This window comes from Pseudomonas imperatae (assembly GCF_057128625.1).
Genome location: NZ_JBSKHP010000005.1, coordinates 221,381 through 244,553 on the forward strand (window position 1 = coordinate 221,381; position 23,173 = coordinate 244,553).

General features: G+C 66.1%; 22 protein-coding genes and 1 tRNA gene. 19 read left to right on the forward strand and 4 right to left on the reverse strand.

What is annotated here, in order from left to right; all coding sequences use genetic code 11:
- Window position 1 precedes the first annotated feature (1 nt).
- The 10 genes from ACWKWX_RS09025 (at window position 2) to ACWKWX_RS09070 (ending at window position 12,776) form a co-directional block, all read left to right on the forward strand.
- Window positions 2-1,456: a mannose-1-phosphate guanylyltransferase/mannose-6-phosphate isomerase gene (locus ACWKWX_RS09025; RefSeq protein WP_483827544.1), complete on the forward strand. Its 1,455-nt coding sequence runs from the start codon at window positions 2-4 to the stop codon at window positions 1,454-1,456.
- A 75-nt stretch (window positions 1,457-1,531) separates the two neighbouring features.
- On the forward strand, window positions 1,532-2,308 hold the full coding sequence (locus tag ACWKWX_RS09030; RefSeq protein ID WP_473006024.1) for a polysaccharide biosynthesis/export family protein: 777 nt from the start codon (window positions 1,532-1,534) through the stop codon (window positions 2,306-2,308).
- Window positions 2,309-2,332: 24 nt separating this feature from the next.
- Entirely contained in the window at window positions 2,333-4,321 is a 1,989-nt protein-coding gene (locus ACWKWX_RS09035) for an exopolysaccharide transport family protein (protein WP_416423409.1), read from the forward strand.
- Window positions 4,321-5,499 (forward strand): glycosyltransferase, encoded by a 1,179-nt coding sequence (locus ACWKWX_RS09040; protein WP_416423408.1) that lies wholly within the window; start codon window positions 4,321-4,323, stop codon window positions 5,497-5,499. The genes ACWKWX_RS09035 and ACWKWX_RS09040 overlap by 1 nt, the downstream gene beginning before the upstream one ends.
- Before the next feature lie 2 nt (window positions 5,500-5,501).
- Window positions 5,502-6,821: a beta-xylosidase gene (locus ACWKWX_RS09045; RefSeq protein ID WP_416423407.1), complete on the forward strand. Its 1,320-nt coding sequence runs from the start codon at window positions 5,502-5,504 to the stop codon at window positions 6,819-6,821.
- Between the two features lie 13 nt (window positions 6,822-6,834).
- On the forward strand, window positions 6,835-8,052 hold the full coding sequence (locus tag ACWKWX_RS09050; protein WP_416423406.1) for a glycosyltransferase family 4 protein: 1,218 nt from the start codon (window positions 6,835-6,837) through the stop codon (window positions 8,050-8,052).
- Entirely contained in the window at window positions 8,043-9,143 is a 1,101-nt protein-coding gene (locus tag ACWKWX_RS09055; protein ID WP_473006021.1) for a glycosyltransferase family 4 protein, read from the forward strand. Before ACWKWX_RS09050 ends, ACWKWX_RS09055 begins: the two co-directional genes overlap by 10 nt.
- On the forward strand, window positions 9,143-10,540 hold the full coding sequence (locus tag ACWKWX_RS09060) for an O-antigen ligase family protein (protein ID WP_473006020.1): 1,398 nt from the start codon (window positions 9,143-9,145) through the stop codon (window positions 10,538-10,540). The genes ACWKWX_RS09055 and ACWKWX_RS09060 overlap by 1 nt, the downstream gene beginning before the upstream one ends.
- Window positions 10,537-11,358: an acyltransferase gene (locus ACWKWX_RS09065; RefSeq protein WP_416423403.1), complete on the forward strand. Its 822-nt coding sequence runs from the start codon at window positions 10,537-10,539 to the stop codon at window positions 11,356-11,358. The genes ACWKWX_RS09060 and ACWKWX_RS09065 overlap by 4 nt, the downstream gene beginning before the upstream one ends.
- Window positions 11,359-11,366: 8 nt before the next feature.
- The gene (locus ACWKWX_RS09070) at window positions 11,367-12,776 is read left to right on the forward strand and encodes a lipid II flippase MurJ (protein WP_483827545.1); all 1,410 of its coding nucleotides are present in this window, start codon (window positions 11,367-11,369) and stop codon (window positions 12,774-12,776) included.
- A gap of 52 nt (window positions 12,777-12,828) precedes the next feature.
- On the opposite strand, the gene ACWKWX_RS09075 is transcribed toward ACWKWX_RS09070, so the two are convergent.
- The 3 genes from ACWKWX_RS09075 to moaB form a co-directional block, all read right to left on the reverse strand.
- Window positions 12,829-13,755, reverse strand: a complete 927-nt coding sequence (locus ACWKWX_RS09075; RefSeq protein WP_416423401.1) for a glycosyltransferase family 2 protein — start codon at window positions 13,753-13,755, stop codon at window positions 12,829-12,831.
- 141 nt (window positions 13,756-13,896) lie between these two features.
- Window positions 13,897-15,084 carry a molybdopterin molybdotransferase MoeA gene (locus ACWKWX_RS09080; RefSeq protein ID WP_483827565.1) on the reverse strand — a complete coding sequence of 396 codons (1,188 nt, stop codon included), beginning with the start codon at window positions 15,082-15,084 and terminating at the stop codon, window positions 13,897-13,899.
- A 22-nt stretch (window positions 15,085-15,106) separates the two neighbouring features.
- On the reverse strand, window positions 15,107-15,646 hold the full coding sequence (moaB, locus tag ACWKWX_RS09085) for a molybdenum cofactor biosynthesis protein B (RefSeq protein WP_027978453.1): 540 nt from the start codon (window positions 15,644-15,646) through the stop codon (window positions 15,107-15,109).
- Window positions 15,647-15,722: 76 nt separating this feature from the next.
- On the opposite strand from moaB, the gene mobA reads away from it, so the two are divergent.
- From mobA to ACWKWX_RS09130, 9 genes are all read left to right on the forward strand, one after another.
- Window positions 15,723-16,307, forward strand: coding sequence for a molybdenum cofactor guanylyltransferase MobA (mobA, locus tag ACWKWX_RS09090; protein WP_483827546.1), 585 nt, complete (start codon window positions 15,723-15,725; stop codon window positions 16,305-16,307).
- Between the two features lie 87 nt (window positions 16,308-16,394).
- Window positions 16,395-16,616 carry a YgdI/YgdR family lipoprotein gene (locus tag ACWKWX_RS09095; RefSeq protein WP_027978455.1) on the forward strand — a complete coding sequence of 74 codons (222 nt, stop codon included), beginning with the start codon at window positions 16,395-16,397 and terminating at the stop codon, window positions 16,614-16,616.
- Window positions 16,617-16,694: 78 nt separating this feature from the next.
- A tRNA-Pro gene (locus ACWKWX_RS09100) sits at window positions 16,695-16,771 on the forward strand.
- Window positions 16,772-16,918: 147 nt separating this feature from the next.
- Window positions 16,919-17,242 carry a DUF4258 domain-containing protein gene (locus tag ACWKWX_RS09105; protein WP_416423399.1) on the forward strand — a complete coding sequence of 108 codons (324 nt, stop codon included), beginning with the start codon at window positions 16,919-16,921 and terminating at the stop codon, window positions 17,240-17,242.
- Between the two features lie 4 nt (window positions 17,243-17,246).
- Window positions 17,247-17,687, forward strand: coding sequence for a transcriptional regulator (locus tag ACWKWX_RS09110; protein WP_416423398.1), 441 nt, complete (start codon window positions 17,247-17,249; stop codon window positions 17,685-17,687).
- A 91-nt stretch (window positions 17,688-17,778) separates the two neighbouring features.
- A complete protein-coding gene (locus ACWKWX_RS09115; protein ID WP_483827547.1) occupies window positions 17,779-18,345 on the forward strand; it encodes an NADPH-dependent FMN reductase in 567 nt (188 codons plus the stop codon).
- Between the two features lie 274 nt (window positions 18,346-18,619).
- The gene (locus ACWKWX_RS09120; RefSeq protein ID WP_483827548.1) at window positions 18,620-19,300 is read left to right on the forward strand and encodes a purine nucleoside phosphorylase YfiH/LACC1 family protein; all 681 of its coding nucleotides are present in this window, start codon (window positions 18,620-18,622) and stop codon (window positions 19,298-19,300) included.
- A 90-nt stretch (window positions 19,301-19,390) separates the two neighbouring features.
- Complete coding sequence (locus ACWKWX_RS09125) at window positions 19,391-20,410, forward strand: transporter (RefSeq protein ID WP_416423395.1); 1,020 nt, start codon at window positions 19,391-19,393, stop codon at window positions 20,408-20,410.
- Window positions 20,411-20,483: 73 nt separating this feature from the next.
- On the forward strand, window positions 20,484-22,097 hold the full coding sequence (locus tag ACWKWX_RS09130) for an inorganic phosphate transporter (protein WP_483827549.1): 1,614 nt from the start codon (window positions 20,484-20,486) through the stop codon (window positions 22,095-22,097).
- Between the two features lie 156 nt (window positions 22,098-22,253).
- Here ACWKWX_RS09130 and ACWKWX_RS09135 read toward each other — a convergent pair whose 3' ends face one another.
- Window positions 22,254-23,150, reverse strand: coding sequence for a pseudouridine synthase (locus ACWKWX_RS09135; RefSeq protein WP_483827550.1), 897 nt, complete (start codon window positions 23,148-23,150; stop codon window positions 22,254-22,256).
- Window positions 23,151-23,173 lie beyond the last annotated feature (23 nt).

The window sequence follows — 23,173 nt, forward strand, 5'->3', positions numbered from 1 at the left end:
AATGGGCACGCTCATTCCCTGCATTATCGCCGGCGGTGCTGGCACCCGCCTGTGGCCGGTATCCCGCGAAGCGATGCCCAAGCCTTTCATGCGCCTGCCGGATGGCGAGAGCCTGCTGCAGAAAACCTTCCTGCGCGCCGCCGGCCTGCCCGGCGTCGACCGCCTGCTGACGGTGACCAACCGCGAGGTGTTCTTCCGCACCGTGGACGACTACCGCCTGCTGAACAAGGGTCGCGCGGGGCTGGATTTCATTCTTGAACCGTTCGGTCGCAATACCGCCCCGGCCATTGCCGCGGCGGCCCTGCACACCGCGCGCCTGTACGGCGAGGACGCGCAGCTGCTGGTGCTGCCCGCAGACCAATTGATCACCGACGTGGCGGCATTCACCCAGGCCGTGGAGGCCGCGCGCAGCCTGGCCGACCAAGGCTGGCTGGTGACCTTCGGCATCATCCCCACCCGCGCCGAAACCGGCTTCGGCTACATCGAGAAGGGCCAGGCCTTGACCGAAGGTGGTTTCCAGGTGGCGCGCTTCGTCGAGAAACCCAACGCCGCCACCGCCCAGGAATACCTCAAGGGCGGCCTGCACCTGTGGAACGCCGGCATGTTCTGCATGCGCGTCGACGCCATTCTGCGCGAGTTCCAGGCCCACGCCCCGGACGTGCTGGAGGCGGTCAACACCTGCCTGGCCGCCAGCCACCGCAAGGACGGCAACCGCGAACTGCAGGTGGAACTGGACAGCGGCGCCTTCGCCAACGCCCCGGACATTTCCGTGGACTACGCCATCATGGAGCGCTCGCAGAAGGTCGCGGTCATCCCTTGCGAGCTGGGCTGGAGCGACATCGGCTCGTGGGAAGCGGTGCGCGAATTGAGCCCGGCAGACACCAACGGCAACCAGTGCAACGGCGAGACCGTGCTGCACGACGTGCACAACTGCTACATCGACTCGCCCAAGCGCCTGGTGGGCGGCGTGGGCCTGGACAACCTGATCGTCATCGACACCCCCGACGCCCTGCTGATTGCCGATGCCGCGCGCAGCCAGGACGTCAAGTTCATCGCCCAGGAGCTCAAGCGCCAGGGCCACGACGCCTACCGCCTGCACCGCACCGTCACCCGCCCGTGGGGTACCTACACGGTGCTGGAGGAAGGCAAGCGCTTCAAGATCAAGCGCATCGTGGTACGCCCCAACGCCTCGCTGTCACTGCAGATGCACCACCACCGCAGCGAGCACTGGATCGTGGTCAGCGGCATGGCCCGCGTGACCAATGGCGAGCGCGAGTTCCTGCTCGACACCAACGAATCGACGTTCATCAAGCCTGGCCACACCCACCGCCTGGTCAACCCCGGGGTCATCGACCTGGTGATGATTGAAGTACAGAGCGGCGAGTACCTGGGCGAGGACGACATCGTGCGCTTCACCGACATCTACGGCCGCGTGCCGGAAGCACCCAAAGCCTGACCCTTGACCTCTAACGCTGCACCGACCCGGATTCGCCAGGGAGCTGTATTTCATGCACCACAGGAAGACTGACCAATGAAAAAAGTGTTGCTCATATTAAGTATTGTCATGCTCGCCGCATGCAGCAATCAGGCTAAGGTTTCATTGCCCAGTAACGACGTGCTGAAAGCAGCTCACCAGGCCGGCGACGCACTGGCCGGCAAACCCCTGCCACCCCAGCGCATCCGCCCGGGCGACACTTTAAGGATTGTGCGCAACACTGGCGAGGCGCCGTCGATTTCGGCGTTCACCGCCAACACCATTTATGAACTGACGCTGTTCACCGTGCAGAACGACGGCACCTTCGCCTACCCCTACGTGGGCCAGGTCAAGGCCGCCGGCCTGTCCACCGAAGAGCTGACCAAGGTGCTGGAGGTCAAGCTGGAGAACATCTACCGCGAGACCTCGCTGACCATCAACATCAACGCCGCGCCGGGCAACACGGTGTTCGTCGGTGGCGCGGTGCGCAACCCGGCCAACCTGTCGGTGAACGTCGCCACCACCCTCGACCAGGCCATCGTCGGCGCCGGTGGCGTGCTGTCGGTGGCCGACAGCGGCAACGTCGCGCTGATGCGCCAGGAGCCCGACGGCAAGTACAAGACCTACTTCTTCGACTACGCCAGTTCCCTGTATGCCAACAACGACCGCCCGCCCGTATGGCTGCAGCGCGGCGACGTGGTGTTCGTGCCCAAGTCCCACGTGGGCAACGGCATCGAGTGGGTGGACCTGTATTTGAACCAGCTCATCCCGTTCACCAAGTCCATCGGCCTTGGCGTGACGTATGACCTGCGCAACTACAACTCCTCCAACTGAAGCTAATCGCCAAGGACAACAGACATGATCAATATCCGTTCCTTCCGCGATTTGCTGCGGCTGTTCTTTATCTTCAAGCGGGAAGTGAAAATCACCGTGGCGGTGACCTTCGTGGTCATTCTGCTGGGTGCCTTCCTGCTTCCCAACCGCTATGAATCCACCGCGCTGCTGCTGGTCAAGCCCGGCCGCGACAGCACCCTGCCCATCGAGATGAGCGACCGCCAGACCGCCGTGATCCCGCTGCAGCGCGACCCGGTGGCCGACGAGGAGCGCATGCTCACCGGCCGCCCGATCACCCGCCTGGTGGCCGAGCAGTACCTGGATGACCAGGCGCGCCAGCCGCACCAGGAAGGCGTGGTAGCCAGCATCAAGTATGCCGTGAAAGGCGCGGTGCAGAGCCTGGCCGACATCGGCCGCGGCTTCCTCCAGGCCCTGGGCCTGGTAGAGAAGCAGACCCCCGTGGAGCGCCTGGCGACCCAGCTGGAGAAGAACTTTACCGTGACCCACGCCACCGGTTCCTCGGTGATGGAGGTCAGCTTCACCTGGAGCGACCCGCAAGTGGCGCAGACCGTGGTGAAGAACTGGCTCGACAAGTATCAGGAAGAGCGTACCCGCACCCTGGGCCGCAAAAGCCTCTATTCCTTCTATGAAGGCGAGAGCAAGGCCACCCAGCAGCGCATCCTGGACACCAAGAAACGCATCCAGACCCTGCTCGACAAACTCGGCGCGGTGAGCATCACCGAGCGCCTGAACGATGTGTCGCGCAACCTCAACGACCTCAAGGGCGAACGCCTGAACACCCTGCGCTCCATTGCCTCCACCCAAGCCGGGCTGGACGTGCTGAAGCAACAGATGAATGGCATTCCCAAGGAAATCAGCATTGCCCGCGAGATCGCCCGCAACCCCGACCGTGAAGACCTGAGCCAGCGCATCAACACCAAGCAGATCGAGAAACAGGAACTGCTGCGCACCTTCAAGGACGACGCGCCGCCGGTCCGTGCGATCAACACCGCCATCGCCAACCTGCAAGCGCTGATGAACGGCGAGAACGCCACCGTGCAGCGCTCGCAGAACATGGCACCCAACCCCATCTACACCCGCCTGCAGAACAGCTACGCCGACCAGGCCGCCAGCCTCAGCCGCCTGAAATCCCAGGCAGCCCAGCAGGAGACCCAACTGGCCAAGCTGGAAGCCGACCGCACCCAGGCCGTGGGCCTGGAGCCGGAACTGTCGCAGTTGCAACTTGAACTGGACGCCGCCGAGAAGAGCTTCGCGCTGTACAGCGACAGCCTGGAAAAAGCCCGCATCGACCGTGAACTGGACGCCAGCCAGATCAGCAACATCGCGGTGATCGAGCAGGCAACCCTCAACCCTAGCCGCGTGTTCCCGAAAAGCCTGCTGATGCTGCTGTTCGCCATCCCGATCAGCCTGGCCGTGGGCCTGCTGGCGCTGTACTTCTTCTACCTGCTGGACCAGCGCATCCACGACGGCGACAAGATCGAGGAACGCTTCGGCATCAAGGTGTGGACCAGCCTGCAGGACATCAGCGGCCAGGACGCCCAGCGCATCAGCGCCTTCACCGCCAGCATGTACCGCCTGTACGGCGTGCTGCCGCTCAAGCAAGTGGCACTCAGCGGCCTGAGCATCGGCCTGACCTCGGCGCGCAAGGGCGAAGGCGTGAGCTTCGTCATCGAGCACTTGCGCAAGCTGCTGGAAGACCGCGGCCACAAGGTGCGCGTCAACGGCGAGGCCAGTGCGCAACCGGGCGAAATCGTGCTGCTGGACGCCGCCGGGTTCTTCTCCAACCAGGAAGCCTTCGTGACCCTGCGTGAAGCCGACCTGATCGCGCTGATCGTGGAAGCCGAGAAGACCACCGTGCCGGTGCTGGAAAACGCCGTGTCGATCCTCAACACCGCCTTCAAGCACGTGGACGGCATCATCATCAACCGCCGCCGCTTCGAGATCCCGGCCAAGGTGCTGAACTTCATGACCCGCATCCGGAGCCATGCCTGATGCATATTGCCCTGCTGGCTCCCCTGCCACCGGAACAGAACGGCATCGCCGACTACGCCGGGCACCTCAAGCACGCCCTGGAGCAACGGGGCGTGACCGTCAGCACACCGCTGGCGGGCCTGGGCAACGACGTGCAGCGCACCCAGGAGGCGCTGCAGGCGTTTGACTGGAAGGGCATCGACCTGGTGCACGCAGAGATCGGTGGTGGCCGCCTGGCCGAGTTCAACGGCCTGCGTACCCTGCGCCAGCGCTTCCCGCGCCTGCCGCTGACCGCCACCGTGCACGACCCGGAGCGCCTGGTGTGGCGCCGCGAACAGCTGCCCTGGCCGCTGTCGATGGTGGCGGGCATGCCCAACCCGTTGCCGCAGGTGGCCACGGTGCTGGCCGACCCCTTGTGCCTGCGCGAGGAACGCCTGCTGGCGCGCAGCCTCACGCGCCTGGTGACCCTGACCCAGTCGGGCAGCCAGTGCCTGAAACAACGCATGGGCCTTGCGACCGAACAGATGGTGGTGATTCCCCACGGCAACCTGGTCATACCACCGGCGCCGCTGCCACCGCTGGAGCCCCTGCGCCTGCTGTACTTCGGTTTCATTTACCGTGGCAAGGGCATCGAGGACCTGCTCGACGCCCTGGCCCTGACGTTCAGCCAGCAACCGGCGCTGCGCGAGCGCATCCGCCTGACCCTGGCCGGTGGCAGCGAACCGGAAATGGCCTTCGGGCCGTCGGGCAGCTACCTGGACCAGCTGCGCCAGCGCATCAGCCAGCTGCAACTCAACGACAACATCGAGTGGGGCCTGGACCTGCCCGCCGCGGACATCCCGGCGGTCATCCAGGCCCATCACGTGATGGTGCTGCCCTACCGCGAGTCCAGCAAGCTGAAGCTGCTGGGCAACCTGCGCGGCACCAGTGGCGCGCTGTCCTGGGCGGTCGCGTGCGGGCGCGGGGCCATTACCTCCGACGCCCGCTCGTTCGCCGAGGAAGTGGCCCACGACAACGGCGTCATCTTCCCCCAGGGCAATGTACCGGCCCTGGCCGCAGAATTGAGTCACCTGTGCGCTGCTCCCGAGCTGGCCATTCGCTGGGCCGAGCACGCCAGTCTGATCGGCAGCCAACGTACCTGGCCACTCACGGCCGGGCGTTTTGTGCAAATGTTCGAGGACGCCTGTGGAGGCCGCTGATCATGTGGAAGAAGCCAATCGTATGGATACCCGTCCTGCTGTGCGCCGCCGTGGCGTTCAGCACCCTGCCCTGGAGCGACAAGGCCGAGGCTGACATCAGCCTCAAGGGTCCGCGAGCGGTCACATGGAGTGACTTCCTGGGCGTCAACGCCCAGTTCGAATATTTTGACCCCTCGGTCTACCAGAAGCAGATGGCCGCGCTCGACGCCCTGGGCCTGACCTGGGTGCGCCTGACCATCCATTGGCCGATCATCGAGCCCACCCAGGGCAACTTCGACCTCACCGCCCTGGACGGTGCCATGACTGCCATGGCCCAGCACAAGTACAACATCCTCGCCTACATGGTGGGCTCGGCAACATTCGACAGCAGCGCCCCCAGCGGCGCCGCCAGCACCGACCAGTACCCGCCCACTGACTACAGCATCTTCGCCGACCGCATGACCATGCTCGCCAAGCGCTACCCGCAGGTGAACACCTGGCAGGTGTGGAACGAGCCCAATATCGTCTGGCTGCCCAAGGAAGACCCCACTGCCTACGGCAACCTGCTGTTCAGCACGGCCACCGCCATTCGCAAGGCCATCCCCGACAAGCCGGTGGCCACCGCCGGCATGGCCTACTACAGCCAGATGCGCAGCACCGACGGCCTGATGCTGGCCGACCTGCTGACCCAGGGCCTGCCCACCAGCAACATCGTCGCCGCCTACCACCCCTACTCCGAATACCCCGAGGGCGACGACACCACCGCCAAGGACTTCATCCAGCGCGGCAACTACATCAACAGCGCCCTGCACGCCAAGGGCGTGACCCAGGTGTGGGCCACCGAGTGGGGCTGGTCCAGCTACGCAGGCCCGGTGGAAATGCAGGCGGTGATCGGCGTCGACGGCCAGGCCGACTACACCCTGCGCCGCCTGGCGTTGATGAGCGCAATGGACTACCAGCGCATCTTCCTGTTCAATCTCAATGACCTGGACGCGCGCGCCTCGGCCCGCGACCAGTACTACGGCCTGGTTGACCTGAACGGCAACCCCAAGCCGGTCTACACCGCCCTGAAGAATTTCCTCGGGGTGACCGGCGCGCGCCTGGAACCGGCGGACCCACCCGCCTACACCAACGGCCCGGGCGACCTGTTCAACGTGGCCTGGACCCGCGCCGACGGCACTCATCTATGGCTGTTCTGGAGCGCCTCGGGCACCTCGGTCAGCCTGCCTTCGGTGACCTCGGCGACGCTGTTCGACCCGCTGCAGGGCACCAGCACCACCCTGGCCAACGCCCAGGGCATCAGTGTTCCGCTCAAGACCAGCCTGCAAATGCTGGTCTGGTAACAAGGACGATTGAATGCGCATTTTATGGACACTGCCGTATTTGCCCTGGCCTACCACCAGCGGCGGCAAGACCCGTCAGTACCACCTGTTGCGCAGCCTGGCCGCGCGCGGGCACCGCATCACGCTGCTGGTGCAATCCAAGACCGAGGTCGACCAGGCCACGCGCAACGCCCTGGAGCCGTTCCTGGAGCAGTTGATCGTGTTGCCGCGTCGGCCGCTGCGCAGCCTCAAGACCCTGCTGGCGGTGCTGGCGGCGCCTTACCCGATGCTGGCCAGCATCAACGGCCTGGCACCGGAGCTGGAACGCTATTTCGACCAGTTGCTGGCCACCCCGTGGGACGTGGTGCAGATCGAGCACAGCTACAGCTTCCAGCCCTACGAACGAGCGCTGCAACGCCACGGCCAGCCGTTCCTGCTCACCGAGCACAACATCGAGTCGGCCCTGGGCGCGGCCAGCTATGACCGCCTGCCCGGCTGGATGAAGCCGTTCACCGCCTACGACCAGTGGCGCTACCGGCGCTGGGAGCAACGCGTGTTCAGCCAGGCCGCGCAGCTGGTGGCGGTGACCGAGGCGGATGCCCGGCAGATGCAGGTGCTGTTCCAGCGCCAGGCGTCGGTGGTGGTCAACGGCGTGGACTGCCCGCATTACGCCACGGTGCGCCCGGCCTTCGACAGCCAGCGCCTGCTGTTCATCGGCAACTACGAGTACAGCCCCAACCTGGATGCGGTGGAATGGGCGCTGGATGAAATCATGCCCAAGGTGTGGGCGCTGAACCCCGAGGTGCGCCTGGCGGTGTGCGGCTTCGCCCTGCCCGCCCAGTGGCGCCAGCGCTGGCCCGACCCGCGGGTGGAGTTCCAGGGTTTCGTGCCCGACCTGCGCGCGCTGCAGGAGCAGACCGCGGTGTTCTTCGCGCCCCTGCGCCAGGGCGGCGGCTCCAAGCTCAAGGTGCTGGAGGCCATGGCCGCCGGGCTGCCGGTAGTGACTACGGGCCAGGGCGTGTCGGGCCTGGCGGTCAGCAATGGCCAGGACTACCTGGGCAGCGAAACCGCCGAAGGCCTGGCCCAGCTGCTGGCCGACGCCGTGCGCGACCCGGCCCGCCTGCAACAACTCTCCGAAGCCGCGCGCCGCTACGTGCGCGGCCATCACGACTGGGCCGTCGCCGCGGCCCAGCTTGAAGACGTCTATTCACGGCTTTTGCAACCTATGGAAGACACCAGCGTATGCGCATAGGACTGGATTATCGCCCGGCCACCAGTTACCCCAACAGCGGCATCGGCCGCCAGACCCTGGCCCTGGAGCAGGCGCTGCGGGCCAACCCGGACGTGCAGTTGCAGTTGTTCAGCGTAGCCCCCGAGGACCACCTCATCCGTCGCAAGGCCCACTGCCCGCGCTGGGGCGCCCCGCTGGCCGGGGTGCACCGGTTGCCGCTGCGGCTCAAGTTCGAGGCCGGCTTCCTGCCCGGTTCCCTGCGCGAAGCCGGGGTGGACACCTACATCGCCAACTTCAACATGGGCCTGCCACTGGCGCGCAAGCCCGAGGGCATGAAGTACATCCTGCAGTTGCACGACCTGTTCCAGCTGACCCTGACCAACGCCCACGGCTCGCAGCTCAAGGCGCGGGTCTATGGCTACACCGACAAGCTGTCGATCGGCTGGTCGGTGAAGGTCGCCGACCGCATCTGGGTGCCGTCGCAGTACACCGCAGACGAGGTGGCAAAGCTGTTCCCCCAGGCCCGCGACAAGACCCGCGTGCTGCCCAACCTGGTGCTGCCCTACACCGACGCCCTGGCCGACATCAGCGACCTGCAGCTGCCGCCGCGCTATTGGCTGGTGGTGGGCACGCGCGAGCCGCGCAAGAACATTCCCTGGTTCGTGGCCGCCTGGCAGCAGGCGCGCCAGCAGAACCCCGAGGTGCCCGAGCTGGTGCTGGTAGGCGCCCGCGAGCACCTGCCGGTGGCCCAGCAACATTTGCACGGCATGCACTTTGTCAGCGGCATCAGCGACGCCCAGCTGCACGCCCTGTACGCTGGCGCGTCGCGGCTGTGGCAACCGTCCTACGCCGAAGGCTTCGGCCTGCCGGTGATCGAGGCGCTGGCCCAGGGCACCCCGGTGGCCGTGGCCAACGGCTCGGCGCTGGACGAGATCACCCCGCCCGACAGCCCGCGCTTCTCGCCCACCGACACCGGCGCGCTGGTGGAACTGATGAAGGAACTGGCCCTCGACCATCCGGTCGACAGCGCCCCGCTCAAGGCCTGGGCCGACGGCTACGGCGAGCAGGCCTACCGCCAACGCTTCGATGAATTGCTCGGGGAGCTGCGCTGATGCCACTGGCCTTTCCGCTCGCGCTGATCACCAGCATTACCTTCGGCGTGCTGGCCTGGCTGTTGCCCGCGCCCAAGGTGCTGGCGGTGATGATAGGCATCGCCGCCATCGTCACCGTTATTCGCAAGCCCCTGTGGGGCCTGCTGTTGTTTGCCGTGATCGCCACCTTCCTGCCCTATACCACGGTCAACGTCGGCATTCGCACCACGGTGTCGGAAGCGCTGATCATGCTGGTGTGGGCCAGCGTCATGGCCCAGCACCTGTTCGGCCAGATGCACCGGGCGCCGAAGCTGCTGCACACCGAGCGCATGGTGGTGGCGTTCATGCTGTTCACTGCCCTGCCGTTCGTGGTCGGCCAGATCGTCATCGATGCCGCCGGCAACGGCCCGGTGAACTGGGTGCGCTGGCTGTTCAACCTGTCGACGTTGTTCCTGGTGCCGCGCCTGCTGGACACCCGGGAAAAGCGTGAGCAACTGGTCATCGGCCTGCTGCTGGGCACTCTGTTCCTGTTGCTGCTGGCGATCCCGGTGTACCTCAAGGACAGCACCCCGGCCACCCTCACCGACATCCTCGGCAAGCTGGGCTATGGCTCCATCGACCAACTAAGCGAAGGCCTGGCCGGCCTCAGCAGCCGCATGGCCTCGGGCTGGACGCACCCCAACATCACCGGTGGCGCCATGGCCCTGCTGGTGCCGCTGGCCGCCTGCTTCGGCCTGACCCGCAAGGGCTGGCCGCGCGCCCTGGGCATTGCGGTGACCCTGCTGGGCATGTTCGGCCTGCTGCTGACCGGTTCGCGGGGTGCCCTGGTGAGCCTGGTGCTGGTGCTGATGTGGCTGGCGCGCAAGCGCCTGCCCTACACCGGCCGCGCCTTGATGGTGGGCCTGGTGGGTGCGGCACTGCTGCTGATGTTCTACCCGCCGTTGCAGGACCGCGTGCTGGACCTGTTCTCCAGCAATGACGCCAGTACCTCGGTGCGCTTCGACGAATACTCGAACTTCCCCCGCGCCATGGCCATGTACCCGCTGGGCATCGGCTTCAAGGTCGACCCGCCGGTGCCAGGCACCACGCTGTGGGGTATCTCCAACCTGTACCTCAACTACATCTACAAGGTGGGGGTCATCGGCCTGGTGATGTTCCTGCTGGTGGTGCGCAGTTGGTGGCGCGCCAGCGGCCCCACCACCAAGACCCTGGTGCTGACCCATGACAACGCCATCTGGCTGGGCACCCTGGTGGGCCTGCTGGCGGCGCTGGTCAGCGGCCTGTTCGACCACTATTTCAGTTTCACCATGGTGCTGGTCGCACTGTTCTGGCTGTTGTTGGGTCTCAACCTGCACGAGGCCCAGCGGCTGCGCGCCGCACCTGCCACTACTTCAGTCCCTGTTGGAAGCCGCCTATGAGACATCGTCTACTTCACTCCCATAATCTGCGGCAGGCACTGCCCGAATACGCCATCAAGATGGGTGTGAGCCTGGAAGAACTGGAAAGCGCCTACGAATGGATGCTGGCCAACGAAGTGATCTTCGAACAACCACTCAAGGGCAACATTCTCACCTTCATCAGCTACGTGAACATCGAACCGCGCATCGAACACCCCTTGGCGCGACGCTTCTACGCCCTGCTGGGCCGCGAGCTGAAAGGCGCGCTAATCCCCTTGTACGGCAAGAACTGGGCGACCCTGCGCGACCGCTGGCTGCGGGCCTGGGAACAGGCCTACAACATCCTCATCTGCAAGATTCCCAGCCACACCCTGCGCCTGGCCTGGCTGCGCCTGGGCGGGGCGAAGATCGGCAAGGGCTCCTCGGTGTGGCGCAACACCGAGGTGCTGGGTGTCGACAGCCTGCGCATCGGCGATGACACCACCGTGGGCTGGCACTGCCAGCTCGACGCCCGCGGCGGGCTGATCATCGGCGACCACGTGACCATCGCCTCCCACGTGCTGATCATCGCCGGCGGCCATGACACCCAGGCGCCCGAATTCTGGGCCGTGGGCGGGCCGGTGTACATCGAGGACTACGCCTGGATCGCCACCCGCGCGCTGCTGTCGTTCGGCGCGCACGTCGGCGAGGGCGCCATTGTCGGTGGCAACACCGTGGTCAGCAAGCCGGTGCCGCCCTATGCCATCGTCGGCGGGCCCAACGCCGAGGTGAAGGGCGAGCGCTGCCGCAACCTCAACTACAAGGTGGGCGGCAAAGGCCTGTTCACCCTGTTCCACTGAGGCCTGCCATGTTCGGATCGACGCTGTGGCTGACCCTGGCGACGCTGACCGGCCTGGCCGCGGGCTTTGCCCGCGAATGGCTGCTGGTGGCGTCCTGGGGCGCGGGCGGGCAGAGTGACGCCTTCCTGGTTTCGCTGTTCCTGCCCGAAGCCTTGCGCATGGCGCTGGCAGCCGGGCTGCTGAGCGCCGCTGCGCTGCCGCTGTTCCAGCAGCGCGACAGCGACGGCCAGCGCGCCTGGCTGGGCGCGCTGGTGCCACGCATTCTATTGCTGGGCCTGTTGCTGGCGCTGCTGCTGAGCCTGGCCGCGCCGCTGCTGGTACGCGCCATCGGCCCGGGCCTGGACAGCGACGGCTATGCCCGCGCCGCGGGTTCCCTGCACTGGCTGGCCTGGTGCGCGCCGGGCTTCCTGCTGCATGCGCTGTTCTGCGTGCCGCTGCAGGCGCGCTCGCGGTTCGTGCTGGCCGGCCTGGGGTCGCTGCTGTTCAACCTGCCGCCGGTGCTGTACCTGGCCATCCTGCGCCACGACGCCACCACCACCGGCATGGCCTGCGCCTGCGTGCTGGGCAGCTGGCTGATGCCGGCGGTGCTCACGCCGTCGCTGCTGCGCAACGGCTGGCGGCCGTGGCAGCGTGAACAGGCGCCAGGGGCGGTGAAGGAGCTGCTGCAACGCATCGGCCCGCTGCTGAGTAGCAACCTCGCCAGCCAGGGCCTGGCACTGCTGGAGCGCATGGTGGCGTCGCTGCTGGGCGAGGGGTCGGTGACCTGGATCAACCTGGCCCGCAAGCTGATCAACCTGCCGCTGATTGCCCTGATGAGCCTCAACCAGGTGCTGCTGGGCCTGATGAGCGGCAGCGCCGGCGAGCAACGCCTGACCCTGCTGCGCAAGGGCCTGAGCAGCGCCACCCTGCTCACCGTGCCGGCGGTGACCGGCCTGATCGGCGCCTCGGCGGCGCTGGTGGCCCTGCTGCTGCCCAACCAGTCGGCTGGCAGCCCGCTGCCCGAACTGCTGGCCTGGTTCTGCGCACCGCTGATGTTCGGCGCCTGGAACGCCCTGCTGGCGCGCTACGCCTACGCGGCGGGCGACACGCGCATGCCGCTCAATTGCGAACTGCTCGGCAGCCTGCTCAACGCCGTGCTGCTGGGTGTGCTGCCGTGGGCCTTCGGCCTGATCGGCATTGCCATGGCGGCCCTGTGCGGTGTGCTGCTGACCGGCGTGCTACTGATGCGCCGCCAGGCCCTGCTGGGGCAATTGCCGTGGCGCAGCCATTGGCTGCTGGGCGCGGTGGCGATGCTGCTGGCGGCACTACTGGTGCACCCGTTGCCGGGCATGTGGGTGCAACTGGGCGTGAGCTGCGTGTGCGGGCTGGTGCTGTTGGTGGGGCTGGGGATGTGGCTGCGGCCCTGGGCGCGCGCCTGAAGCACCCACGGCGCGCCCCGTGGCACCGGCCGCAGGCCGGGTCGCGCCGTGCTCAGGCGTAAGGGCTGTCCCAGTAACGCTTGTGCATCCCCAGGCGTTTCTTCCACTTCACCGGCAAGCGTGCTTCCTGCTGGCTGAACTTGTACGCCAGCAGCTTCAAGCCGTTGCGCAGGAACGAGGCTGGCCACAGCCAGCACCGGCGCACCCCCAGGTACTTGAGCTCTGACTTCACGTAGCGCAAGCCCTCGCCCCCTGCCCCGCCGAACTGCTCGCGAATCCAGGGTTCGCGGGCCTGGAACACGCCGATGTCGAAGTAGCGGCGGAACTCCTCGGCCAGGGTGTAGTTGTGCGAATGCCGGCAGCAGGCATCCCCGGCATAGGCAATCTTCCAACCGGCCACCAGCATGCGCGCGGCCACGTACATGTCTTCCGAGAGGATCACGTGCAGCGGGAAGCCGCCCACCTGCATCAGCGCCTTGCGGCGGTAGGCGGCAAACGAGTTGGACATGAAACAGGTCTTGATGCCCAGGCGGTCGACGTCGGCCATGCTCTTGAGCTGCGAGCTGGCCGGGTAGTTGAACGCCCGCGCGTGGGCCGACAACAGGTTGGCGTCCTTGTGCGCCAGCTGCCGCCCGCACACCGCGCCCACGCTGTCATCGGCGAAGGGCGCGACGATGCGCGCCAGCGCCTGGGGGTCTTCGAGGTAGGCATCCTGGGTCATGAACACGTACACGTCATAGCCGGGAAACTCCTCGACCATGCGCTGGCGCGTACCACCGTGGTTGAACTCGCGGCTGGGGATCAACAGGAAATGGTCGGCGCATTCGCGCCCAAGTTCGGTGGTGCCGTCGCTGGAGGAGGAATCGACGATCAGGGTATCGAAATCAATCGTCTGGCTACCCAGCGAATCCAACAGACGTTGCAGATCCCTTTGACCATTGTAGGTTGGGACCACGCACGCTACTTTCAAAGTCGTCATGGCCATATCCCCACGTGATTGCCAAGTCCATTTGTTGCGGCCATTGGCGGTGCAGGCCAAGCCTGCCGACAACGGCACCCGATGTGCGGTACAGCGTGTTGAAGATTAGCGCACACGGGGCCGAGGCCGGTAACATTAAATTCAGGCCAGCACTTCGCTCAGGGGAATGAAGCGCACGCGGTCGCCTTCGGCCAGGGTACGGCCTTCCAGCACCTCCACCAGGCCCTCGGCCCAGGCGGCGCTGCGCAGCACCCCGGAGCTCTGGTTGGGGTAGATGACCGCACGGCCGTTCTCCAGGCGCCCGCGCAGGTACTCGCGGCGGTTGCCCGGCTTGCCCCAGGTAAAGCCCACCGGCACGTCGAACGCCAGTGGCGCGACGTCGGCCACGCCCATGCGCCGCAACAGGTACGGCCGCGCCAGCAGCGCGAAGGTCACCAGGGTGGAGGCCGGGTTGCCTGGCAGGCCGATCACCGGCACGCCACGGAAATGCCCGAAGGTCAGCGGCTTGCCCGGCTTGATCGCCAGCTTCCACAGCGCCAGCTCGCCTTCCTCGCGCAAGGCCACGCCGAGGAAATCCGCCTCGCCCACCGACACACCACCGGTGGACAGGATCAGCTCGGCCTGGCCCAGCTCGGCCAGGCGCGCGCGGGTGCGGGCGAGGTCGTCGGGCAGGATGCCGGCGTCGATCACCTCGCAGCCCAGGCGCTGCAGCCAGCTCACCAGCAGGCGGCGGTTGCTGTTGTAGATCTGCCCCGGTGCCAGCGGCTGGCCGGGATCCACCAGCTCATCGCCGGTGGACAGCACCGCCACGCGCACGCGCCGTACCACCTCCAGCTCGGCGTGGCCCAGGGACGCCGCCAGGCCCAGTTCGATCGGGCCCAGGCGCGTGCCGGCCGGCAGCACCTGCTCGCCGACGCGGGTTTCCTGGCCTTGGGGGCGGATGTTCTGGTTCAGGCTGAGCGCTTCGGTGAAGCGCACGCGGCCGTCGTCCAGCACCTCGGCGTTTTCCTGCATTTCCACGCAGTCGGCACCCGCCGGCACGGGCGCGCCGGTGAAGATCCGCGCGCAGGTGCCCGCCGCCAGCGGCGTGGGCATCTGCCCGGCCTGGATGCGCTGGCTCACCGGCAGCGGCTCGCCGCTCCAGTCGGCCAGGCGCAGGGCGTAGCCGTCCATGGCGCTGTTGGACCAGGGCGGCAGGTCCAGGGTCGATACCAGGTCGGTGGCCAGCACCCGGCCATCGGCGTCGGCCAGGGCCACGCGCTCGGTCTCACGCAAGGGCGCCTGGTCAGCCATGGCCAGCAGGCGCTCCAGCGCCTGCTCCAGCGGCATCAGCGGCTTGGCCGCGCCCAACTCAGCCACGGGACTGGCAGGGCTCGGCCTGCTTGAGGTGAGGGACGAAGTTGCAGGGGCGGTGGCGCACGTCCAGCTGCTCGGCGAGAATACCGTCCCAACCGGTGCGCACGGCGTTGGTGGAGCCCGGCAGGCAGCACACCAGGGTGCCGTTGGCCAGGCCCGCCAGGGCGCGCGATTGCACGGTGGAGGTGCCGATGTCCGGCACGCTGATCTGGCGGAACAGCTCGCCAAAACCGTCCACCTGCTTGTCCAGCAGGCAGGCCACGGCCTCGGGGGTGCTGTCGCGGCCAGTGAAGCCGGTGCCGCCGGTGATCAGCACCACCTGTACCACGTCCTCGGCGATCCAGTGGGCGACTTTCGCGCGAATCTTGTACAGGTCGTCCTTGAGCAGCACGCGCTCGGCCAGCAGGTGGCCGGCGGCGGTCAGGCGGTCGACGAACATTTGCCCGGAGGTGTCGGTTTCCAGGGTACGGGTGTCACTGACAGTCAGCACCGCAATATTGAGCGGCACAAAAGGTACATCAGCCTTGGCTTTCATCAGGGCTCGTCCGGTTGTGTGTAGGAATAGGCAGTGTTATATCACAGCAGCCCTCATCTGAAGACCGAGACCTGCGATGCCCGACACTGCCCTGCCCGCCTGTTCCGTCCTGTTGCTGGCCGGTGGCCGTGGCCAGCGCATGGGCGGCCGCGACAAGGGCCTGCTGCCCTGGCGCGGCCAGCCACTGATTGCCCACCTGCACGCCCGGGTGCGCGGCCTGGGCGATGACCTGATCATCTCCTGCAACCGCAACCAGGCCGTCTACGCCGCCTACGCCGACCGCCTGGTAGGCGACGACAGCGCCGACTTCCCCGGCCCCCTGGCGGGCATTCGCGCAGGGCTTGCCGCCGCCCGCCACAGCCACCTGCTGGTGCTGCCCTGCGACGTACCGGGCATTGACGGCGACCTGCTGCAGGCCATGCTGCGCTTGGCCTTCGCGCAGCCGCAACAACCGCTGATGGTGCGCCAGGGCGAGCACTGGGAGCCGCTGCTGTGCGTGATCCCGGTGGCCCACGCAGCGGTGTTCGAGCAGGCCTGGCAGGCCGGAGAGCGCAGCCCGCGCCAGGTCATGCTGGCCCTTGGCGCCCAGGCGCTGCAGTGCCCGGCCGATGACCCGCGGCTGGCCAACCTCAACACCCCGCAGCTGCTGGGCGATGCCTGACAGTGTCAAAAAAATGGAACTCACCCAGGGTACAACCGTCTCAAACCTTGTACATGGAACAATCGTCCCCCTTTGGAGAAACAGACAATGACTAAACGGACCCTTCCCGCTCTGCTCCTGGCAATGGGCCTGGCCACCCTGGCGGGTTGCTCCACGCCCACGGTCATCACCCTCAACGACGGGCGCGAGATCCAGGCGGTGGACACGCCCAAATACGACGAAGACTCGGGCTTCTACGAAATCAAGCAGCTGGATGGCAAGGAAACCCGCATCAACAAGGATCAGGTACGCACCGTCAAAGAGCTGTGACGGCCTGACCCCAGGGGCACGGCCGGCCGGCGTGCCCCCACTTGCCGAGCGCCGATTTTGGAATAGAATCAGGTCTATCGGGGTGTAGCGCAGCCAGGTAGCGCGTCTCGTTCGGGACGAGAAGGCCGCAGGTTCGAATCCTGTCTCCCCGACCAGTCTTGTGAAGAAGCCCGCCTTGTGCGGGCTTTTTTGTGCCCGGTGTTCCAGGACATAGCCGGGAAACAAAACCGAACAATCGATTCATTGACGGCTGGGTGTTGTCATTTAGCATAGCGCGACCTATAGTTTTTATAGATTAAGCCATGATCAGGTCGCTGCCGTACCCGCTTCCGAAACAGACCGCGCTCAGCTTGATTCGCCAGATCGCAGTGAATTCGGGCCGTGTCCTGTACACGGCCCATGCGCGACAAAGAATGACCGAGCGCGAGATCACCTTGCCGGATGTCATGGAATGCCTGGCCAAAGGGCAAATCACTGAAGGGCCGGCCTACATGCCAAAAGGGGATTGGCGCTTCACACTTTCCTGGTTCCGGGCAGGGTCACCCCTCCAGGTTGTGGGCGCGATAGATATTGACGAGGACGGGACCTATCTCGTCGTGGTGACCGCGATCCAGAAACAGAGGTGAATTTATGTACCACTACGTTGAGAGCGGCTTGCCGAACGTGTGGCTGAGCAACGGCTACGTACTGAAACAGACGTCATATGGTGAAGCCTTGGGCATCACCGATGTGCAAGGGCTGCACGACACAATAGGCAAGGCACTCGCAGAAAAACCGGCACCGCTGACAGGCGCCGAATTTCGGTTTCTGCGCAAGGAATTGGGCTTGTCCCAGGAGCGCTTGGGCGACATTGTCGGGCTCACCAGCCAAGCGGTGGCAATCTGGGAAAAAACCGGCAAAATTCCAACCGTGAGTGATCGCTATTTGCGAGGTTTGTATTTGGAGGCGAAGACAGGGGAAGCCGACCTCATGACTGCCATCAACAAGATCAACGACCTTGATCACCATCTTTATGAATTGAAGCTGGCGTACGAGGGCCGCTGGCACAGCGAGGGACAACAATGCGCCTGAAGGCGCTCCTTCATTCGACGTAGCAGCTGCCGCAGGCTGCGTCAAAAGCCCCCGCCGCCGCCTCGAACCACCCACGCAAAGGACCCTGCCCGTGCCCCACCTCCTCACCCTCTGCGGCAGCCTGCGCCAAGGTTCATCCAACCGCGCGCTGCTGCACGCCGCCGCGCAACTGGCGCCCCCGGGCCTGCAACTCAAGCACTACGAGGGCATCGGCAACCTGCCGTTGTTCAACCCCGACCTCAGCGACACGCCCCCGCCTGCGGTGCAGGCCCTGCACGCAGCGGTGGACGCCGCCGACGGCCTGCTGATCGCCTGCCCCGAATACGCCCGCGGTATTCCTGGTGCCTTCAAGAACGCCCTGGACTGGCTGGTGGCCAGCCAGCAATTCCCCGACAAGCCGGTGGCGCTGTTCAACGCCTCCCCACGCGCCAGCGACGCCCAGGCGGCACTGCGCCTGGTGCTGCGGACCATGTCGGCCCACCTGGTGGAGCAGGCGTCGGTGACGGTTAACCTGTTGGCCAAAGGCATGACGGCGGCGGACATCGTTGCCGATGCGCAGGTGGCTGAGGTGGTGGGGGCCGCGTTGCGGGCGTTCGAATTGGAGATTCTGTTGAGGGAGAAGGTGGATGCTTCGCTGGCCGGACTGCACGGCGGCTGACCCTACACAACCCTGTAGCAGCAACGGTCTTTCGCCGAAGGCCGCGTACAAGGTGCCGCGTTATTCCCGGCACACCGCAGCGAACCCGGACGCCGCCTGCGGCAGCTGCTACAGGGCTGCGCGCACCGCCGATCGCGCGGCATGGAACGCAATTCTGTAGCAGCGGCCGAAGGCCGCGTCATGGCCAACACGCCCAGCGCCTGTGACGCGGCCTAGCGGCCGCTGCTACAGGCGCATTATCCTGTTCTACCCAACTCCCATGGAAAGCCCTTTCATGCGCTGGACCGCCAACAACCTGGCCGACATCCCCGGCATCGCCCATGGATTCCTCGGCATCGACGATGCGCTGCCTGCCGATACCTTCTATTGCAACCAGAAGCACACCGCCGAGATCGTCGCCCCCTCCCACGGGGACGTGATCGCCGATGGCCTGTTCACCGATCAGCAACGGCCCATCGCCGTCTTCACCGCCGACTGCCTGCCCGTGCTGATGGCCTCCACCGACGGCCGGCACGTGGCCGCCGTGCACGGCGGCTGGAAGGGCCTGCGGGCCGGCATCCTGGGCAACGCCCTGCGCCGCTTCGACCAGGCGCGCGTGCCACGGCACCGCGTGCGCGTTGCCATCGGCCCGTCGATCAAGCCCTGCTGCTATGAGGTGAGCGATGATTTTCGCACGCTGTGGGCCGGCTCGAATCCACCCTGGTATCAGCAGCGTCCGGCCCCCGCGCAGCCAAACGCCCTGCCGCAGCCACCAGCCATGAACCCCCACGGCCTGTGGTTCGACCTGGCGCGCTACGGCCAATTGCTGTTGGCCGAGCAAGGCATTGCCGCCGATCAGGTCGAGGTCGTCGACCGCTGCACCTGCTGCCATACCGACGCGCTGGGTAGCTACCGCCGCCGCACTCACTGGCCGGCGCCTCGCACCCAGCAATTTTCATGGATTGCGCGAACCTAGATGAACATTCACATCCGCTCACAAACTGTCACATAACTGCAATATTTCCTCCTCATGATCGCGCCATCAGCCCTTGCGCCGCGAGCCGACATGAATTCGAGCATCATCAAGAGCCACCAGGACTCGGACCTCTTCGGCTTGCTGTACGGCTACCGCTTCCGCCCCGGCGGCCCGGTGTGCGAGCTGGATTCGGCCGCCGTGCTGCAAACCCTGGGCGACGCCGAGCACAACGACGAGTTCGTCTGGCTGCACCTGAACCTGGCCCACGCCGGCTGCGAGCGCTGGATGCGCGCGCACCTGCAGCTGCCCGATGATTTCTACGAATCCCTGCACGAAGGATCGCGTTCCACGCGCATCGAGCACGTCGACGACGCCCTGCTGGCGGTGGTCAACGACGTGGTGTTCAACTTCGGCATGGTCTCCTCGGACATTTCCACCCTGTGGCTGTGCGCCAACGAGCGGGTGCTGGTCAGCGCCCGCCTGCAGCCGCTGCACTCGGTGGACAAGCTGCGTTCGTCGGTGAAGCGCGGCGAGCGCTTCCGCTCGCCCATGGAGCTGCTGGTGCACCTGTTCCGCGACCAGGCCGAGGTGCTGACGCAGATCGTGCGCAAAACCAGCATGAGCGTCGACAATATCGAAGACCAACTGCTGTCCCTGCGCCTGAGCAACAACCGCGCTGAACTGGGCAGCATGCGCCGGGTACTGGTGCGCCTGCAGCGCCTGCTGGCGCTGGAGCCGGGCTCGTTGCTGCGGCTGCTGAACCGGCCGCCGGCCTGGCTGCAGGAGGATGACGTGCAGGCCCTGCGCCAGGCCACCGAGGAGTTCGCCCTGGTGCTCAGCGACCTCACGGCCCTGGGCGAACGCATCAAGCTGCTGCAGGAAGAAATTGCCGCCAACCTCAACGAACAGAGCAACCGCACCCTGTTCACCCTGACCGTGGTGACGGTGCTGGCCCTGCCCATCAACATCATCGCCGGCTTCTTCGGCATGAACGTGGGCGGCATCCCGCTGGCCAGCGACCCGGAGGGCTTCTGGATCCTGGTGGCGCTGGTGGCCACCTTCACCCTGCTGGCCGGGCGCTGGGCGTTCCGCAAGCGGACCGACTACTGACCCGGGGCTGACGCCAGTCTGTCACATTTTGCAACGATTATGAGGGTTCCCTCCCTCAATCGAGTTGCCTGACATGGCTACGCCAACCCTGGCTTCTTCATCCCCCAGCAGTACTCAAGCGCGCCCGCAGTTTGACCGCAAGCCAGGGCGCGGCACCCTCATCGGCTTCTTCATCGTGCTGGCCATCGGGCTGATCTACAGCACCTGGAGCCTGGTCACCGACGTCGACGAGATGGGCACCATCGTCACCACCTGGACGCCGTTCATCCTGCTGGGCGTAGCCCTGCTGATCGCCCTGGGCTTCGAGTTCGTCAACGGTTTCCATGACACCGCCAACGCGGTGGCCACGGTGATCTACACCCATTCGCTGCCGCCGCAGTTCGCGGTGGTGTGGTCGGGCCTGTTCAACTTCCTCGGCGTGCTGACCTCCAGCGGCGCGGTGGCGTTCGGCATCATCGCCCTGCTGCCGGTGGAGCTGATTCTGCAGGTGGGCTCGTCCGCCGGTTTCTCGATGATCTTCGCCCTGCTGCTGGCGGCCATCATCTGGAACCTGGGCACCTGGTGGCTGGGCCTGCCGGCCTCCTCGTCGCACACCCTGATTGGTTCGATCATCGGCGTGGGCGTGGCCAACGCACTCATGCACGGCCGCGACGGCACCAGCGGCGTGGACTGGGGCCAGGCGCTGAAAATCGGTTACTCGCTGCTGCTGTCGCCGCTGCTGGGCTTCGCCTTCGCCGCGCTGTTGCTGGTGGTGCTGCGCGTGTTCGTGAAAAACCGCGCCCTGTACAAGGCGCCCGTCAGCGACGCGCCACCGCCATGGTGGATTCGCGGCCTGCTGATTTTGACCTGCACCGGCGTGTCCTTCGCCCACGGCTCCAACGACGGCCAGAAAGGCATGGGCCTGATCATGCTGATCCTGGTGGGCACCCTGCCCATGGCCTACGCCCTGAACCGCGCCATGCCGGCCGACCAGTCGGTGCAGTTCGCCGCCGTGGCCCAGGTGACCCAACAGGCGCTGGTCAAGGCCGCGCCAACGCCGGTGAACGGCGACCCGCGGGCGATCCTGACGGACTATATCCGCAACAAGCAGCCTACCCCGGAACTGGTACCGGCCCTGGCCGCCATTGCCGGGCTGATCGGCAACGAGGTCAACGCCTACGGCAGCCTTACCGCCATCCCTGCCGCCGCGGTGGGCAACGTGCGTAACGACATGTACCTGACCTCCGAGGCAATTCGCCTGATGGACAAGGACAAGGTCGGCCACTTTGACGCCGACACCCAGGCCAAGGTCTCGCAGTTCAAGCAGCAGATCGACAGCTCCACCCGCTTCATCCCGCTGTGGGTGAAAGTGGCCGTGGCCATCGCCCTGGGGCTGGGCACCATGGTGGGCTGGAAGCGCATCGTGGTGACGGTCGGTGAGAAAATCGGCAAGAACCACCTGACCTACGCCCAAGGCGCCAGCGCCGAAGTGGTGGCCATGCTGACCATCGGCGCGGCGGACATGTACGGGCTGCCGGTGTCCACCACCCACGTGCTGTCCTCGGGCGTGGCCGGGGCCATGGTGGCCAACGGCTCGGGGCTGCAGATGCGCACCATCCGCAACCTGGTGATGGCCTGGGTGCTGACCTTGCCGGCGGCCATCCTGCTGTCAGGCTCGTTGTACTGGTTGTTCAACTCGGTGTTCTGACCAACGCCCCGTAGCAGCGGCCTAAGGCCGCCTCCCCAGGCACCGCGATCCGCCAGGGACGCAGCCTTCGGCAGCTGGACCAACGCCCCGTAGCAGCGGCCTAGGGCCGCGTCCCCAGGCACCGCGATCCGCCAGGGACGCAGCCTTCGGCAGCTGCTACGGGAAGGTTAGTGTCAGGCGGCTCTCGAAGCTGCGTTCCTCACCCGTCAACGGGTCCTTGAAGCGCAGGCTCTGCGCCAGCAGCTTCAACGGTTTCGCGTAATCATCCGCCTCGCCCTGCCCGCACACCTGCGGGTAGAACGGGTCGTTGCACAGGCTGGCGCCCAGCGCCGTCATGTGCACCCGCAGCTGGTGGGTCTTGCCGGTGATGGGATAGAGGATGTAGCGCCACAAATCCCCATGTTTCTCCCCCACTTCCACCAAGGTCTCGCTGTTGGGCACGCCGTCCACTTCCTGCATGCGGAAGAACGGCTCGCCGTGCACCATGCGGCTCTTGTGCACCAGCGGGAAACTCAGGTGCGGCAGCGCCGGGGCGATGGCGTGGTAGCGCTTGTCGATCTGGCGGTTGGGGAACAGCGACTGGTAGGCCGAGCGGCTCTCGGGGTTGGCCGAAAACAGCACCAGCCCGGCGGTGTGGCGGTCGATACGGTGCAGCGGCACCAGGTGCGGGTTGTCCAGGCGGCGGATCAGCCGGCGCAGCAAGGTGTGCTCCACGTACTCGCCAGTGGGTGTCACCGGCAGGAAGTGCGGCTTGTCGGCCACCACCAGGTGCTCGTCCACGTGCAGGATCTGCTCCTGGGCGGCGATGGGCTTTTCATTGGGCACTTCACGGAAATAGTGAATGCGCAGGCCCTGTTTGTAGGGCAGGTCGACCGCTATCGGCTGCCCCTGGGCGTCCAGTACCCTGCCCCGGGCAATGCGGTCCAGCCACTGGGCGCGGTCGATGGCCTTGAAGTGATCGCACAGGCAATCCAGCACCGTCGTCCAGGGGCCAGGCGGCAGGCTGAGGGTGCTGGCCTGGTGATGGGCAGCGTTGAAGGCACGATCGGACATGGGCAGGGCTCTGGGCTAAGGCA

Excerpts from the sequence above, each read along its gene's own strand:
- ACWKWX_RS09095 (WP_027978455.1), top strand. The coding sequence starts at position 16,395 with ATGACTAAACGGACCCTTCCCGCTCTGCTCCTGGCAATGGGCCTGGCC.
- ACWKWX_RS09060 (WP_473006020.1), top strand. The coding sequence starts at position 9,143 with ATGCCACTGGCCTTTCCGCTCGCGCTGATCACCAGCATTACCTTCGGC.
- ACWKWX_RS09070 (WP_483827545.1), top strand. The coding sequence starts at position 11,367 with ATGTTCGGATCGACGCTGTGGCTGACCCTGGCGACGCTGACCGGCCTG.
- ACWKWX_RS09055 (WP_473006021.1), top strand. The coding sequence starts at position 8,043 with ATGCGCATAGGACTGGATTATCGCCCGGCCACCAGTTACCCCAACAGC.
- moaB (WP_027978453.1), bottom strand. The coding sequence starts at position 15,646 with ATGAAAGCCAAGGCTGATGTACCTTTTGTGCCGCTCAATATTGCGGTG.
- ACWKWX_RS09065 (WP_416423403.1), top strand. The coding sequence starts at position 10,537 with ATGAGACATCGTCTACTTCACTCCCATAATCTGCGGCAGGCACTGCCC.
- ACWKWX_RS09135 (WP_483827550.1), bottom strand. The coding sequence starts at position 23,150 with ATGTCCGATCGTGCCTTCAACGCTGCCCATCACCAGGCCAGCACCCTC.
- ACWKWX_RS09105 (WP_416423399.1), top strand. The coding sequence starts at position 16,919 with ATGATCAGGTCGCTGCCGTACCCGCTTCCGAAACAGACCGCGCTCAGC.
- ACWKWX_RS09050 (WP_416423406.1), top strand. The coding sequence starts at position 6,835 with ATGCGCATTTTATGGACACTGCCGTATTTGCCCTGGCCTACCACCAGC.
- ACWKWX_RS09125 (WP_416423395.1), top strand. The coding sequence starts at position 19,391 with ATGAATTCGAGCATCATCAAGAGCCACCAGGACTCGGACCTCTTCGGC.
- ACWKWX_RS09110 (WP_416423398.1), top strand. The coding sequence starts at position 17,247 with ATGTACCACTACGTTGAGAGCGGCTTGCCGAACGTGTGGCTGAGCAAC.
- ACWKWX_RS09120 (WP_483827548.1), top strand. The coding sequence starts at position 18,620 with ATGCGCTGGACCGCCAACAACCTGGCCGACATCCCCGGCATCGCCCAT.
- ACWKWX_RS09075 (WP_416423401.1), bottom strand. The coding sequence starts at position 13,755 with ATGACGACTTTGAAAGTAGCGTGCGTGGTCCCAACCTACAATGGTCAA.
- ACWKWX_RS09035 (WP_416423409.1), top strand. The coding sequence starts at position 2,333 with ATGATCAATATCCGTTCCTTCCGCGATTTGCTGCGGCTGTTCTTTATC.
- mobA (WP_483827546.1), top strand. The coding sequence starts at position 15,723 with ATGCCCGACACTGCCCTGCCCGCCTGTTCCGTCCTGTTGCTGGCCGGT.
- ACWKWX_RS09045 (WP_416423407.1), top strand. The coding sequence starts at position 5,502 with ATGTGGAAGAAGCCAATCGTATGGATACCCGTCCTGCTGTGCGCCGCC.
- ACWKWX_RS09025 (WP_483827544.1), top strand. The coding sequence starts at position 2 with ATGGGCACGCTCATTCCCTGCATTATCGCCGGCGGTGCTGGCACCCGC.
- ACWKWX_RS09030 (WP_473006024.1), top strand. The coding sequence starts at position 1,532 with ATGAAAAAAGTGTTGCTCATATTAAGTATTGTCATGCTCGCCGCATGC.
- ACWKWX_RS09040 (WP_416423408.1), top strand. The coding sequence starts at position 4,321 with ATGCATATTGCCCTGCTGGCTCCCCTGCCACCGGAACAGAACGGCATC.
- ACWKWX_RS09130 (WP_483827549.1), top strand. The coding sequence starts at position 20,484 with ATGGCTACGCCAACCCTGGCTTCTTCATCCCCCAGCAGTACTCAAGCG.
- ACWKWX_RS09080 (WP_483827565.1), bottom strand. The coding sequence starts at position 15,084 with ATGCCGCTGGAGCAGGCGCTGGAGCGCCTGCTGGCCATGGCTGACCAG.